Below are 13,312 nucleotides of genomic sequence, written 5' to 3'. Positions count from 1 at the left end.
TAAGTGAGAATGCAGGCAAAAGTATTCGATGCCATTGTTATTGGCAGTGGCATTACTGGCGGCTGGGCTGCTAAAGAACTGACCGAAAAAGGACTCAATGTACTGCTACTTGAACGTGGCAGACAGGTTGTGCACGGTACAGACTATATCACTGCGTTTAAAGAAGATTGGCAACTGCCTTTTCGCGACAGGCCCAGCCTTCTAGAAAAGCAGAATCAAGCTAAACAAGCACGCACTGGCTATGCCACCAAACAATCAATAAAACACTGGTTTGTGAATGATTTGCAGCACTCTTATCAAGAATCGCAACGTTTTGATTGGATCCGAGGATATCATCTTGGTGGGCGCTCATTAACTTGGGGGCGGCAATGCTTGCGCCTCAGTGATATAGATTTTGCAGCCAACAAACAAGATGGTCACGGCGTTGATTGGCCTGTGCGCTATCAAGATATTGCGCCTTGGTACGATAAAGTCGAAGCCTACATCGGGGTTATTGGCGAAGCGCTGAACTTACCTCAGCTACCAGATGGACCTTACTTACCTCCTTTTGCGCTTAATGCCGTAGAGCAGCAGCTTAAACAAAGTTTATTAACTCACTACACTAATCGGCACCTCACCATCGGGCGAGTTGCGCATTTAACTAAGGCAAAGCCTGAGCAAGGTCGTGCTCCATGCAGCAAGCGCAACCGCTGTATGCGAGGTTGTCCAACCGGTAGTTATTTTAGTAGTTTAGCCTCGACCTTACCTGCAGCGATGCGCACAGGGCGACTCACAATTCAGACTCACTCCATTGCCAAAGAGATTATTTACAATCCAGATAGCGGACTAGCTACGGGCGTGAAAGTAATTGATGCTGAATCTAAAAAGGAGCGTATCGCGCGAGCAAAGATTATCTTTTGCTGTGCATCAACGGTGGCAACAACAGCCTTGTTATTAAATTCAACTTCTGCACTTTTTCCTAATGGCTTAGGGAACGATAGTGGAGAGCTTGGTCATAACCTCATGGATCACCATTTTAGGGTTGGCGCAACTGGCGAGCCTAGGGGCTTTGCTGATGACTTTAATGATGGCGACAGACCCGTTGGCTTTCATATCCCGCGCTTTCGAAACCTTGATGATAACGAGCAACATAGCTTTATTCGCGGCTATGGCTATCAAGGATACGCAACACGCAAAGATTGGCGACGGGGCTTTAAAGAACTTAGCTTTGGTAAGGCTTTTCGAGAAGGGCTTGCCAAACCTGGGCCTTGGCAAGTTGCATTAATAGGCTTTGGTGAATGCCTGCCTTATCATCGTAATAAAATGAGCTTAGATCCGGTATTAAAAGATCAATGGGGATTACCTTTAGTTAATTTTGATTGCCAATTTGCTGAAAACGAGCAACGCATGCGCGAGGATATGAAAACGCAAGCCGTCGAGATGCTAAGCAAAGCAGGTTATCAAAATGTACAAGCATACGATAAAGGCTCAGCGCCGGGGCAAGCCATCCACGAAATGGGAACTGCGCGTATGGGGCATGATGCTACAACCTCAGTGCTTAATCGTTACAACCAAATTCATAGTGTGCGAAACGTCTATGTCACTGATGGCTCGTTTATGTGCTCATCGGGTTATCAGAACCCTTCGTTAACCTATATGGCATTTACTGCAAGAGCCGCGGATCACGCTGTACGGCATTATCAAAACGGGGTGTTTTATGGCTGATCTACAAAGGCGAAATGCCATTAAATGTTTAGCTGCATTATTCGGTGCGGCTATTACGCCAGTGGCTGCGACTCAGTTATTTGATAAAACGGATGGCAATCATTTTGAGGTGCTTAAAGCAGCGGCGCATCGGGATGTGGTCACGCAAATGCAGGCTGTTATTTTAGAGCTAGAGCCAAATGAGCAGCTGTATTTTAATTTAGTCGCTTTCACAGATTTAATGCTAGCAAATACACTAACTCTGACTGAACGTACGGCATGTGTAAAAGGCGCTGAGCTGATTGCAGAAGGTGTTCTTTCATCGTCGCAATTAGCAAATAAACTCACAAGTTTATTTACTATCTCTTCGCAGCAGCAACAGCGCATAATAGCGCAGCAAGCCTTACCTTTTTCAGAAGTGAGCCCTGATAAGCGTGACGAGTATTTAATTTATAAGTGTATTTTTACTGTGCGTGAATTTTTGCTACTGGGCTATTTCACATCAGAAAAATTGCAGGCTAGTTAAAAATTAAAATAACTAAGCCTGCCCATGTCGTTACTTTCGCCAACTTGTTAGTTTGTGACCAATCAGTGCGTAATAAAGAATAAACGCATAGCAAGGGATCAACAGATAGTAAGCTTGTTGTGCATTGCCCGTATATTCTGCAAATACACCGTATACCAAAGGTAATAGCGCGCCACCTGAAATACCCATAATCAGTAATGCCGCGCCGGTTTGGGTTTTATCACCAAGGTTTGCAAGGGCCATAGGCCAAATGGTCGGCCATACCAGCGCATTCGATAAACCAAGTAATGCAACAAATAACACAGTATCTGGAAAACTGTTATCAGCAAGCCAAAAGAGCACTACGTTTGCAATCGCAGTTTGTTGCGGATCAATCAAAATGATGCCAAGTGAAAACACACAACCACTTAACGCGGAAAATATCAGCGCCTGCTGCTGACTAAAAAAACGAGGAATTAACACGATACCTAACACATAACCTAGCACCATAAAGCCCATGGTGTAAGAGGTGAGTTCAGCGAACTGCAATACCCCTTGTTCTTTGCCGTAAAGGCCAATGGTGTCGCCGGCAATGACTTCTGCACCTATGTAAAAGAATAGAGCTATCACGCCTAAAACCAAGTGTGGGAATTGCAGTACTGATTTACTCTCGCTGTTGTTGCTAGTTTTTGGTTGCTCAATATCAGGTAATGGAGCCAGCATAATCAACGCCGCTAATATCGCTAATGCGATTGCCATTACAAAGTAAGGAGTAATTAAACGATTAGCCAGTTCTTGTAACTGCAATTGCTTTTGAATGCTGTTCAATTGGGCGAGAGCTTCAGGGCTAAAGCTGGCAATGTCGCTAAATACAATCGCAGAGAAGAGCAATGGAGCAACCACACCTGCGCTCTTATTGAGAATACCCATGATGCTAATGCGTACGGCTGCCGTGTCTTTAGAACCAATTAGCACGATGTAAGGATTCGCAGCGGTTTGTAATAAGGTGAGGCCGCTTCCTAAAGTAAATAAGGCAACCAAAAATAACCAATAAGCCTGAATTTGTGCGGCAGGAATAAACAACAACGCGCCAAATGCCATGGTGCCTAAACCAAATGACATACCATGCTTATAACTAAATAATTTCAATATCTTAGCGCTCGGCAGTGCCATGACGGTATAGGCGATATAAAACACCAATGTCACCATGTAAGCTTCAATATGGTTGAGATCACAGACCATTTGTAGAAATGGAATCAAAGATCCATTGAGCCAAGTTATAAAGCCAAATAAGAAAAACAAGCCACCTATGATCAACATAGGTAGTAATTGTGTACGGTTGGTGTGTTCTGTTTGCTCTAATAGTGAGCTTTGTGTTGTCATTTTTGTCATCAATAAGTTAACGGTAGATTAATGATAAAACATTTTTCGTAAGTTTTGAAAGTTTTATTTTATTTCGAAACTAAGCTTGGCTTTGAAACTGTAAATTGTGTAATATTGAACTACGAATTTGAAAGCAGCTATATAAACAACAGGCCAGCTATGCTAACCACAATAGAAAGAAGACAAAAAATCGTTCTGATGACCGAGGAAAATGGCAAAGTAAATGTTAAAGATCTTGCGAAAACTTTTGATATTTCTGAGGTTAGTATTCGCCATGATCTTAACGAACTGGGCAAGCGTGGTCTGGTTGTTCGTTCTCGCGGCGGCGCAATTGCTTGTGATAAATTGGTCAAAGAGTTATCAGTTAAAGATAAGCATAACGAAAATTATGCTGTGAAAGTTCTACTGGCAAAAGCTGTTGCAAATTTAGTTGATGATGGCGATTCACTAATTATTGATTCGGGCACCACAACCGAAGAAGTCGCGAAAGCATTGATCAACAAACAAGACTTAACCGTGATGACAAACGGCCTCAATATCGCACATGTACTAGCTGATATAGACGATGCCAATGTATTTATGCTGGGTGGGCAATTGCGCAAGAAATCAATGTCTTTTTACTCAAATGAAGTTGAACAAGCACTCAGTAAATATAATTTCAAAAAGGTTATTTTAGGAGTGGATGGCATAGATCCTGAAGCGGGGATCACCACCCATTATGAGCCTGAAGCAATGTTAAACCGAACAATGTGCACACGTGCAGATCAAGTGATTGCTGTAACTGATTCAAGTAAATTTGGTAAACGGGCTTTGTATAATGTATTACCACTAAAATCAATCGATGTGCTAGTAACCGATAAAAACATGCCAGCTGAATTTGTTGAGTCATTGGTTGCTTTGGGGATCGACGTAATCACTGTTTAGAGCTAGTAGCATACTGACAAATTACCTAAACCTTAAGGAGGTTATTATGGCAGGAATAAGTGTTTGGCAATTAGCTATTATTGCCGCAATTGTGGTGCTTTTATTTGGCACAAAAAAACTGTCACGGATCGGTGGTGACTTAGGGACATCAATTAAAGGGTTTAAACGTGCAATGCAAGATAAACCCAAAGACGAAGCCTGATAATCTTTGTCTCAAATAATGTTATTACCTTGCTCTGGGTCGCGAGATTGATCTGCTTGTTCGCGGATATCATCGGCATCACTGCTAACATCATCAAGGCTATGGTCGTCAAGTGATTTTGCTGTTTTTAGCTCTGCGCTTACATTATTGTTTGGCTGTTCGGTATCGTTTTCGCTATTTAAAATAATTCGCTCGCGAGCATCATCCGGCATGCTTATTTGCTCCGCTAAATAAGTATTGACCAACTCTCGCATCAATTGTGAGGCCACTTTGATAGTACTGTGTTCGTTACTATTTACCCAAAAATAAATGGTTAGATTAAGAGTTGCTGAGCCTAATGAATTAATAAGTACTTGGCTTGGCGGATCATTAATAACAGCAGGGTTTTGATTAACCACTTTCATTGCTAATTGCTGGGCATAGCGAATGTCATTATCGTAGCCAATGCCAACATTAAAGTGGCCCCGCATTTTTGGGTTTGCGGTGAGGTTTTTAATAACGTTCTTATATACGGTCGCATTGGGAATTTGAATATGATTACCGTCAAAGTCAACCAAGGTAGTGGCGCGCGCCGTAACCTTTTTAACTACTCCTAAACGACCATCTACTTCAATAACATCATCAATACGAAAAGGGCGCTGTACGCTAAGTAGCATACTTGAGATAAAGTTTTCGGCGATATCGCGAAAAGCAAAACCTAAAATAAGCCCAACTAAGCCAGTACCACTCATAATAGCCACAGCAAAGCTGGTTAGCCCTGCTAGACGCAAAAATAAGTAGACTCCAAACAAGATAATAATAATGCTAAAAAAGCGCCTCGTAACGACATGTAAAAGTTTGCTTTCACTGACAAAGCCAAGCGGTTTTATTAATAGATAAGATAAAGGGCGGGCCAACAAGTAACAGATAATGATGGCCGCAATACCAAGTGTCAGTGCAGGTAACATTTGCCATGCAGTATGTAAAAACTGCGTAATTTGAAAGTTTAAGTCTTGCCAAGATAAGCTTTCAGAAATTGTTTGAGATGCTATGGAAATTGATGCTGTTAAAATGTTAGCTAGTTGATTTTCAGTAAGTAAATAATAACTCATTGCACCGCTCCATGGATCTTTAAGTTGCTTCAATAAGTTTAGTTCAATGCAATTCAGGCGCCATAATTACTGGCAAGTTGTTTGCAGCATTGTACTTTTCACAGTCATTCTTTGGGTCACTTATGGCGAATGGTAACCGCGGTTTTCAAGCTCGTTCACCGATGGAAATCCCAATTCGAGGTTGGTGGGATATCAGTAAACGGGTTTATCACAACCTATCACAAGACAATTTATCTTTTGTAGCAGCAGGCGTGGCATTTTATGCTCTTTTAGCTATTTTTCCTGCTCTGGCAGCTATTGTATCCATATATGCCTATTTTGCTTCTCCCACAGATATCCATGATCAGTTAGATAAGGTGATTGCGATATTACCTGCAAGTAGTCGTGACATCATTTTGCTTCAAGTTAGCGATATCACTCAGCAGTCAAATAAGGTATTGAGTGCAAGTGCCATAGGTACCTTGCTATTAACTATTTGGAGTAGCAGTAAAGGCTGCCAAGCACTTATTACCGCCTGTAATATTACTTATCATCAGCGTAATAAGCGTCAGTTCTTTATGGCATTAGTGGTGCGTTTTTTATTTTCTCTGGGTGCTATTGTAGTTGCGCTGGTGGCATTATTGATCATTGGTATCTTACCGATTGTACTCAACTTAGTTGGTTTAACAGAGCTTATCGACTTAATGATTCAGCTCATTACTTGGCCATTGTTAGCCATTATTTTTAATCTCGCTTTAGCGTTTTTATATCGTTATGCGCCTCATCGAACTCCAGCTAAATGGCGCTGGATCACGCCGGGCTCAATACTTGCTACGTTAATGTGGATCATCGCATCAATTGGTTTTTCATATTATGTATCTCAATTTGCTAGTTATAACGAAACCTATGGATCGCTAGGTGGTGTGGTGATCATGTTGATGTGGCTTTATATCAGCGCATATATCATCATTTTTGGTGCGGCTATCAATGCCAGTACAGAGCAACAAACTCTAGTTGATAGCACTATTGGGCCAGAAAAAGCTGTAGGGAAACGCGGCGCGATCGTGGCCGATAGATTGACAATTAAACAACGAGAAAATGAGCAATAAGACGCAGTCGAGTTACTCCTAGACTTAAGGTAACCCCTAGGCCCTAATTGACATTTTTAGAATTGACTTCTATTAAATATTTAATCCTAAAGTTCGATTTTGGTTTTTATGACTCGTACTGTGATTTTACGTATCAGTAGGTCAGAAAGTTAAATCTGCGATCTCTAGCTGTAATCATATTTATAGGTCATGAAATGCAAAAAGAGCTCCAACTTAATATTAAGCGTTTATCTTTACTTAATTTGGTTGCTGTAATTCTAGCTGGGTTAACGGCTTTGTCAGTTTATTTAATGTATGGCAGTTTAAAAACCATAGAGGCTGAAACTAAGGTTAGGTATCAGTCTTATATTTTGGCTGAGCAAGTCAGACAAAGTTCAGATCAATTAAGTTTAATGGCAAGGGCTTATACGGTAACAGGCAATACTAAATTTTTAGACTTTTTTAACCAAATTCTAGCTATTCGCAATGGTGAAGCTCCACGTCCAGAAGATTATCACCGTGTTTATTGGGATATGTTAATGCCTCATAACGGTAAGGCTCCATTTCCTGACGGTGAAAAAAAATCACTCCAAGCTATGCTAAATTCCATTGGTATAACAGATGAGGAGATGCAACAAATCCGGCTTGCAGAAAAAGCATCAAATGATTTAACAAAAATTGAGTACGCTGCTTTTCAAGCTTTAGCAAATAAATCTGACGAGAATATGGAAAAGGAGCAAATTGACGCGATTCTGAGTTTGTATAGTGATGATTACTTTTTGGCAAAGTCAGAAATAATGAGTCACATTAATAACTTTTTGTTTATGTTAGATTATCGAACCGAGCAAAATCTGCATACTGCGACGCGAGATCACTACTTGATGTCGCTTTTTGCTGCTTTATTACCATTTTAATTGTGCTGTATTTTATCGGCCGTTTGCGCAAATCACTTAATCATTTATATGTGTCTTCACTTGAAGCTGAAGTGGCAGAAAAAACATCTTCTTTGACTGAGAAAAACTTGCAGCTTAAAGAATCTATGGATTTAATGGCAAAGACTCAAAAATACTTAATGGAAGCAGAAAAAACAGCAGCACTAGGTCGTCTAGTTGTTGGGGTAGCACATGAAGTCAACACGCCTGTAGGTATATGTATAACAGCTGTCAGTTACCTTGAAGATGAAAATAAAAAGATGGGAAAAGTGCTAGCTGATAAACGCGTTAGTAAAGGCTCACTTGAAAAATATGTACATACTTCAGAAGAAATTAGCTTATTACTTCATTCTAATTTAGATCGATTAGTTGAATTGATAACAAGCTTTAAACAAATTGCCGCTGATCAGCATTGTGATGAATTAAGGGTAATTAACTTGAATCCGCATCTGCATGATATTGTGATGTCGTTTAAGTCAGATTCTAAAAATAAAAATGTTGAGGTGATTTTTAACATACCCGATGATTTAAAAATTCAAAGTTACCCAGGAACATTTAATCACGTTATGACAAACTTGTTTTCAAATGTTTTTTTTCATGCGTTTGATGGGCAGATTGAAGGCGCAAAAATAGAAGTTTCAGCAAGTTTTAAACATAATAATGTTTTTATAAGTGTTAAAGACAATGGCTGCGGCATAAGCGAAGATATTCAAGATAAAATATTTGATCCTTTTTTTACTACTAAGCGTGTCCAAAAAAATACTGGTCTAGGGCTTTATGCTGTTATGAATTTAGTTACGCAAAAATTAAAGGGCTCGATTAGTTTCGAATCTGAAGAACAGACAGGCACCACTTTTTATTTAACTTTGCCAAATCTTCAAACTGAGCATGAAATAACGCAGAGCGATGATATAGAACCTCTTTAGTGTTCGCTTTTATAGAACGTTAGGTGCTTATTTTACTCATGGTTGTTAGTTAAAATAGCGCCTAAAATCACTTCATACAATTCACGGGAGTAAAGTTATGAAAGTGATTCAACAATTAAATAGCCATGCCACACAAGATGGTGATGGCGTAAACATCAGCCGTATTCCAGGTTTTGATGGCAAGTACTTAGACCCTTTCTTAATGATCGATGAGCTTAAATCCGATGATCATAGTGATTTTATGGGCGGCTTTCCTGCGCACCCTCACCGTGGTATCGAAACCTTTACTTATATTATTAAAGGTGGCTTTGAGCACCAAGATCAAATGGGTAACAAAAAAGCAATTCGTGCTGGCGATGTGCAGTGGATGAGTACCGGTTTTGGTGTGATCCACAGTGAAATGCCATTAGCAGATGCTAAAGAAGGTATGCATGGCTTTCAGATTTGGTTAAATATGCCAAGTGCCGAGAAGCTAAGAGCGCCGCGATATCAAGATACCACTGAAGCGCCAGCACCAACGACTCAAAATGAGCAAGGTGTTGAGCTAAAAGCATTAGCTGGAAGCTGGCAATTTGCAGGTGAAAAGCAGGACTCTAGCCTACAAGATCTCGCCGCTGATGGCATGCTTGCTGATGTGACTTTACCGGCTGGTACGCAGTTTTACCATACACCGCTTACACAAACTAAGGTGATGATCTATATCCATACCGGAGAAATTCATACTGAACAGGGCGGACCAGTTAAAGCAGGTAGCTTATTGATTTTAGAGCCTGGCAGTGACATTGAGTTTAACTCGCAAACGGGTGCAGGGGCGTTAATTCTAGCCGGTGAGCCGCTTAAGCAACCAATCGCTCATATGGGCCCGTTTGTAATGACAACCCAAGCTGAGTTACAACAAGCAGTACGTGACTATCAGCTAGGTAAATTTGGCACACTATAGGAGGTTATTGTGGGATTACTAGTAAATGGCCAATGGCAAGATAAATGGTACGACACCGATAACAATCAAGGTGAGTTCAAACGTGAGGCAGCCCAGTTACGCAACTGGGTTACAGCAGATGGTAGTGCAGGGCAAAGCGGTGATGCGGGCTTTAAAGCTGAGAAAGATCGTTACCATCTATATGTCTCTTTAGCTTGCCCGTGGGCTCATCGCACTTTGATTTTTCGCCATTTAAAAGGCCTTGAAGATTATATCAGTGTGTCGGTTGTCAGTCCTGACATGCTAGAGCATGGCTGGACCTTTGATAAAGACAATCACAGCACCGGTGATGCACTTTTCGATAGCGAATTTATGCATCAAATTTATACGCGTAACAAAGCCGATTACTCTGGTCGTGTTACGGTTCCCGTGCTTTGGGATAAAAAAACGCAGCGTATTGTTAGCAACGAATCTGCTGAAATTATCAGAATGTTTAATAGCGCGTTTAATGGCCTTACAGGTAATGAACGCGACTTTTATCCGCAATCGTTGCGCTCTGAAATTGATGAAGTTAATGAGTTTGTTTATCACAATATTAATAACGGGGTGTATCGTGCTGGCTTTGCGACAACGCAAGAAGCTTACACGGAAGCCTTTGATAATCTCTTTGCCGCTCTAGATAAGATTGAGCAACGTTTAACAGCTAGTCGTTATTTAGTGGGTGACACACTGACTGAGGCCGACTGGCGTTTATTTACCACCTTAATTCGCTTCGACAGTGTTTATGTGGGCCACTTTAAATGTAATTTGCGTACTATTGAGAGCTATCCGGCGATCAGCAACTATTTACGTGAGTTATATCAAATTGAAGGTGTAAGTAAGACCGTTGATTTTTATCATATAAAACGTCATTACTATTTTAGCCACACCATGATCAACCCAACTCAAGTTGTGCCAAAAGGGCCTGATATAGACTACGCTCGGTCTCATAACCGTGGTTAATAAACCTTGATAACTAACAGTTTAATGACTTGATTGAACTGTTAGTTATAACTATCCATGACCTTGCGGATAGTGTCGATGCCAAACATCACCTTTTGAATAAATGACTCAGAACTTTTCACTAAATTAAAATTAGGGTGCTGAGACCAAACTGCTTGCAGTTTGTCATCAAGCAATATGGCTTGCTGATCAGACTCGTTTCTGACTGGGTTATTAGAATGAATACTTTGCCCAGACTTCGCTGCTGTTTCAAAAAAGATCACTGCATCATATTGATTAAGCTCGGTATGTAGGTTGGTATTCAGACACTCAAAAAACTCATCTTGCTCACCGGGCCAGTAGGCAAGTCCATCTAAGCTACCACGATCGCAAAGCATTAAACGATCTGGGTGCATGGTTCGTTGAATATGTTCAAGGTGTTTTTGTAAGCTGAAGATAGCTTGTTGGTGAGCTTTGATCAGGTGAGTTGCATCACCACGTTCTATACCACCGCTGAACAGCATGGTCGCAGATTCTGGTACAACAACAATTTGATTAGAAAATTCACGTCTTAATAGATCGATGGCTGTTGTTTTACCACCGCCAGGGCCACCAGTTAGTACAATCCTTTTCTTCACCTTACATCCTCACAAATTGCTCGTTTGTGTTTAAGGTAATGAAAATAGGTGGCAAAGAGAAGTAAAAAGCAAACATTACATGATAATGATCACAACAAACGCAGTAACCAGCTGAAGCGGCTGACTTGTTTCAATTTACTGTCCTTGTGGTCTGAGTTATTAAGTGCTTCATAACCCATACCCGCAGTGAAGGCACTGGCAACACCCACTTTACTTACCGCAAAGCGTTTTAAACGGTATTTGAACGCTTGATGGTGTTGACGTTTAAGCTCATCTTGTAAATCCATTTGCTGGCTTAGCTTAGTTACTCTGTGTTGCGGTTTATTAATAAAATAATCAATTAACATCATTCATCCTTACTAATATTCAATAATTGACGAATACTTTTTAGCGTATGATCAAAACCTATTTTACTGCTGACATAACCAATGTTCTTCCAAAGCCATGCAAGACAAAGCAATTGTAATGCAATCAGTGAAATAGCGGCTAACCACAATGATTGGCTAAAGCTGAATATCGCGATACCGACAGTAGCAAGTAAACCAGCCCAAAGTAACACTAAACCACCGGCAAAACAGACAAGTAGTATAATAGTTAAGGCGAGTGAACGTGTTGATAAGCGCCACTCCGCAGCTGCAAGCTTTTTGCAAGTCCCAGTTTGTTTGCGATAGTCAATATATAGCTGTTTGCCGTAGTCAGATAGTTTAGCAAGGTGATCTTGCCACTGATCAGCGTTTAATGGCTGATCAGTGGCATCTTGCGTTTTCTCATCTGTAGATTGAGAAGTTTGCATAACAATTACTTACGACGAATAAGTGCAGTTACTAACATGCCTGCAGCAAATGCAATACCTGCTGTTGCAAGTGGGTTTTCTGATGCAAGTTTACGAGTTTTACCACTGTATTCATTAATTTTAGCGCGTGCTATTGCTTGCTTTTCCGAAAGCGTTTGAGCAGAGTTAGATGCACCCTGACGTACACTATGTTCAGCACTAGCAGCGCGTGTTGATAATGCATCTACTGCGTGGTGAGCTGCCTCTGTCGCTTTTTCTGTGAATGGCGCCTCTACTTGAGCCGCGTTCGAGTTTGCACTGTTACTTGTTGCCGTGCTTGAATTCGATTTTGAAGTTGCGGTAGTCATAATCATTCCTTAAAAATTGCCATTTAATTGGTGATTAATTCATCGCAACCTTCATACCAAAATATAAAATCAATAATTTTCAATTGTTTATTCTTTTTATTGCGTTCTTGGTTAGTGGTTTTTCGTAACTCTTGCAGGGTGATTAAGTAAAAATTACAGAATAAGATAATTTTGTAATTGTTCATTGGTTATTCATTAACCATTTTTCCCCATTAGATTGCCAATAAAATTGGAAAAAAAATTTTTTTCTATGTTTTCCACTTTTTCCCACGTAATTCAGAGGCTTTGCTTGAGGCCTTATTTTTTCTGGCTTTAGAAGGCACTGAAGATGATCTAGTTACTTGACAAAATAGCTTGTCAAGCCCTAAACTGGAGCACTGTGGTAAAAAGTGGTTTTTAGTGGATCAAATTGGATCAGAGATAGTCAGTTACAATAAATAACCTAATTTAAGGCATGTTATGTTTCGGGGTGCGAGCTCACTGAGTTTGGATGATAAAGGACGTTTTGCGGTACCAACTAAGTACCGAGATGCGATCTTGTCTGAAGATCAGGGAACGGTTATTTGCACTGTTGCTTTAAACGAGCCCTGCTTGTGGTTATACCCGTTAGCCGAGTGGCTTGAAATAGAAGAGCGACTATTAAAAATTTCAAATATGAATCCACGCGCTCGCCGCATGCAACGAATGTTGCTCGGCAATGCCACAGAATATCAATTAGATAAAAATGGCCGAATTTTGCTGGCACCTTCGTTACGAGCCCATGCAGAACTAGGAAAAAAAATCATGTTGGTTGGCTTGATGAACAAGTTCGAAATTTGGGATGAAGATCGTTGGCATGAACAAATGCGCCAAGATACTGAAATTGAACGCCTAGGCGATTTTGAGGCGAATCCTGAGTTCGATAACTTCTCACTCTAACGG

Annotated in this window: 16 protein-coding genes; 10 read left to right on the top strand and 6 right to left on the bottom strand. The window is 40.7% G+C overall.

Going from position 1 to position 13,312, the window contains the following annotated elements; genetic code table 11:
• Window positions 1-9: 9 nt before the first annotated feature.
• Both CWB80_RS08730 and CWB80_RS08725 read left to right on the top strand, forming a co-directional pair.
• Entirely contained in the window at window positions 10-1,704 is a 1,695-nt protein-coding gene (locus CWB80_RS08730) for a GMC oxidoreductase (RefSeq protein ID WP_138598825.1), read from the top strand.
• Window positions 1,697-2,209, top strand: coding sequence for a hypothetical protein (locus CWB80_RS08725; protein WP_138598826.1), 513 nt, complete (start codon window positions 1,697-1,699; stop codon window positions 2,207-2,209). The genes CWB80_RS08730 and CWB80_RS08725 overlap by 8 nt, the downstream gene beginning before the upstream one ends.
• 30 nt (window positions 2,210-2,239) lie before the next feature.
• Here the strand turns inward: CWB80_RS08725 and CWB80_RS08720 are convergent, their stop codons facing one another.
• Window positions 2,240-3,571: a sugar MFS transporter gene (locus CWB80_RS08720; protein WP_209327275.1), complete on the bottom strand. Its 1,332-nt coding sequence runs from the start codon at window positions 3,569-3,571 to the stop codon at window positions 2,240-2,242.
• Window positions 3,572-3,730: 159 nt separating this feature from the next.
• Here CWB80_RS08720 and agaR point away from each other — a divergent pair, with 159 nt between their 5' ends.
• Together agaR and tatA are read left to right on the top strand one after the other, a co-directional pair.
• Entirely contained in the window at window positions 3,731-4,495 is a 765-nt protein-coding gene (agaR, locus tag CWB80_RS08715) for a transcriptional repressor AgaR (protein ID WP_138598827.1), read from the top strand.
• Window positions 4,496-4,541: 46 nt separating this feature from the next.
• Window positions 4,542-4,697: a twin-arginine translocase TatA/TatE family subunit gene (tatA, locus tag CWB80_RS08710; protein ID WP_082389242.1), complete on the top strand. Its 156-nt coding sequence runs from the start codon at window positions 4,542-4,544 to the stop codon at window positions 4,695-4,697.
• 11 nt (window positions 4,698-4,708) lie between these two features.
• Here tatA and CWB80_RS08705 read toward each other — a convergent pair whose 3' ends face one another.
• Window positions 4,709-5,788 (bottom strand): mechanosensitive ion channel family protein, encoded by a 1,080-nt coding sequence (locus CWB80_RS08705; protein ID WP_138598828.1) that lies wholly within the window; start codon window positions 5,786-5,788, stop codon window positions 4,709-4,711.
• 122 nt (window positions 5,789-5,910) lie between these two features.
• On the opposite strand from CWB80_RS08705, the gene CWB80_RS08700 reads away from it, so the two are divergent.
• From CWB80_RS08700 to CWB80_RS08680, 5 genes are all read left to right on the top strand, one after another.
• Window positions 5,911-6,876, top strand: a complete 966-nt coding sequence (locus CWB80_RS08700; RefSeq protein WP_138598829.1) for a YihY/virulence factor BrkB family protein — start codon at window positions 5,911-5,913, stop codon at window positions 6,874-6,876.
• A 194-nt stretch (window positions 6,877-7,070) separates the two neighbouring features.
• A complete protein-coding gene (locus CWB80_RS08695) occupies window positions 7,071-7,769 on the top strand; it encodes a hypothetical protein (protein ID WP_138598830.1) in 699 nt (232 codons plus the stop codon).
• 50 nt (window positions 7,770-7,819) lie between these two features.
• Window positions 7,820-8,713 carry a sensor histidine kinase gene (locus CWB80_RS23100; RefSeq protein ID WP_283235023.1) on the top strand — a complete coding sequence of 298 codons (894 nt, stop codon included), beginning with the start codon at window positions 7,820-7,822 and terminating at the stop codon, window positions 8,711-8,713.
• A 97-nt stretch (window positions 8,714-8,810) separates the two neighbouring features.
• Window positions 8,811-9,653, top strand: a complete 843-nt coding sequence (locus CWB80_RS08685; protein WP_054552745.1) for a pirin family protein — start codon at window positions 8,811-8,813, stop codon at window positions 9,651-9,653.
• Between the two features lie 9 nt (window positions 9,654-9,662).
• Window positions 9,663-10,634, top strand: coding sequence for a glutathione S-transferase family protein (locus CWB80_RS08680; RefSeq protein ID WP_138598831.1), 972 nt, complete (start codon window positions 9,663-9,665; stop codon window positions 10,632-10,634).
• A 41-nt stretch (window positions 10,635-10,675) separates the two neighbouring features.
• On the opposite strand, the gene CWB80_RS08675 is transcribed toward CWB80_RS08680, so the two are convergent.
• The 4 genes from CWB80_RS08675 to CWB80_RS08660 form a co-directional block, all read right to left on the bottom strand.
• Window positions 10,676-11,251: an AAA family ATPase gene (locus CWB80_RS08675; RefSeq protein WP_138598832.1), complete on the bottom strand. Its 576-nt coding sequence runs from the start codon at window positions 11,249-11,251 to the stop codon at window positions 10,676-10,678.
• Between the two features lie 89 nt (window positions 11,252-11,340).
• The gene (locus tag CWB80_RS08670; RefSeq protein ID WP_054552742.1) at window positions 11,341-11,598 is read right to left on the bottom strand and encodes a hypothetical protein; all 258 of its coding nucleotides are present in this window, start codon (window positions 11,596-11,598) and stop codon (window positions 11,341-11,343) included.
• Window positions 11,598-12,044 (bottom strand): hypothetical protein, encoded by a 447-nt coding sequence (locus tag CWB80_RS08665; RefSeq protein ID WP_054552741.1) that lies wholly within the window; start codon window positions 12,042-12,044, stop codon window positions 11,598-11,600. The genes CWB80_RS08670 and CWB80_RS08665 overlap by 1 nt, the downstream gene beginning before the upstream one ends.
• A 5-nt stretch (window positions 12,045-12,049) precedes the next feature.
• The gene (locus tag CWB80_RS08660) at window positions 12,050-12,391 is read right to left on the bottom strand and encodes a DUF883 domain-containing protein (RefSeq protein ID WP_138598833.1); all 342 of its coding nucleotides are present in this window, start codon (window positions 12,389-12,391) and stop codon (window positions 12,050-12,052) included.
• A 459-nt stretch (window positions 12,392-12,850) separates the two neighbouring features.
• On the opposite strand from CWB80_RS08660, the gene mraZ reads away from it, so the two are divergent.
• Entirely contained in the window at window positions 12,851-13,309 is a 459-nt protein-coding gene (gene mraZ / locus CWB80_RS08655; protein WP_054552739.1) for a division/cell wall cluster transcriptional repressor MraZ, read from the top strand.
• Window positions 13,310-13,312 lie beyond the last annotated feature (3 nt).

This window comes from Pseudoalteromonas sp. S1650 (genome assembly GCF_005887195.1).
Taxonomy (GTDB): domain Bacteria; phylum Pseudomonadota; class Gammaproteobacteria; order Enterobacterales; family Alteromonadaceae; genus Pseudoalteromonas; species Pseudoalteromonas simplex.
The sequence above is the reverse complement of the archived record's forward strand: the minus strand, read 5'-3'. Positions and strand labels throughout refer to the sequence as shown.

Excerpts from the sequence above, each read along its gene's own strand:
- CWB80_RS08730 (WP_138598825.1), top strand. The coding sequence starts at position 10 with ATGCAGGCAAAAGTATTCGATGCCATTGTTATTGGCAGTGGCATTACT.
- CWB80_RS08725 (WP_138598826.1), top strand. The coding sequence starts at position 1,697 with ATGGCTGATCTACAAAGGCGAAATGCCATTAAATGTTTAGCTGCATTA.
- CWB80_RS08720 (WP_209327275.1), bottom strand. The coding sequence starts at position 3,571 with ATGACAACACAAAGCTCACTATTAGAGCAAACAGAACACACCAACCGT.
- agaR (WP_138598827.1), top strand. The coding sequence starts at position 3,731 with ATGCTAACCACAATAGAAAGAAGACAAAAAATCGTTCTGATGACCGAG.
- tatA (WP_082389242.1), top strand. The coding sequence starts at position 4,542 with ATGGCAGGAATAAGTGTTTGGCAATTAGCTATTATTGCCGCAATTGTG.
- CWB80_RS08705 (WP_138598828.1), bottom strand. The coding sequence starts at position 5,788 with ATGAGTTATTATTTACTTACTGAAAATCAACTAGCTAACATTTTAACA.
- CWB80_RS08700 (WP_138598829.1), top strand. The coding sequence starts at position 5,911 with ATGGCGAATGGTAACCGCGGTTTTCAAGCTCGTTCACCGATGGAAATC.
- CWB80_RS08695 (WP_138598830.1), top strand. The coding sequence starts at position 7,071 with ATGCAAAAAGAGCTCCAACTTAATATTAAGCGTTTATCTTTACTTAAT.
- CWB80_RS08685 (WP_054552745.1), top strand. The coding sequence starts at position 8,811 with ATGAAAGTGATTCAACAATTAAATAGCCATGCCACACAAGATGGTGAT.
- CWB80_RS08670 (WP_054552742.1), bottom strand. The coding sequence starts at position 11,598 with ATGTTAATTGATTATTTTATTAATAAACCGCAACACAGAGTAACTAAG.
- CWB80_RS08665 (WP_054552741.1), bottom strand. The coding sequence starts at position 12,044 with ATGCAAACTTCTCAATCTACAGATGAGAAAACGCAAGATGCCACTGAT.
- CWB80_RS08660 (WP_138598833.1), bottom strand. The coding sequence starts at position 12,391 with ATGACTACCGCAACTTCAAAATCGAATTCAAGCACGGCAACAAGTAAC.
- mraZ (WP_054552739.1), top strand. The coding sequence starts at position 12,851 with ATGTTTCGGGGTGCGAGCTCACTGAGTTTGGATGATAAAGGACGTTTT.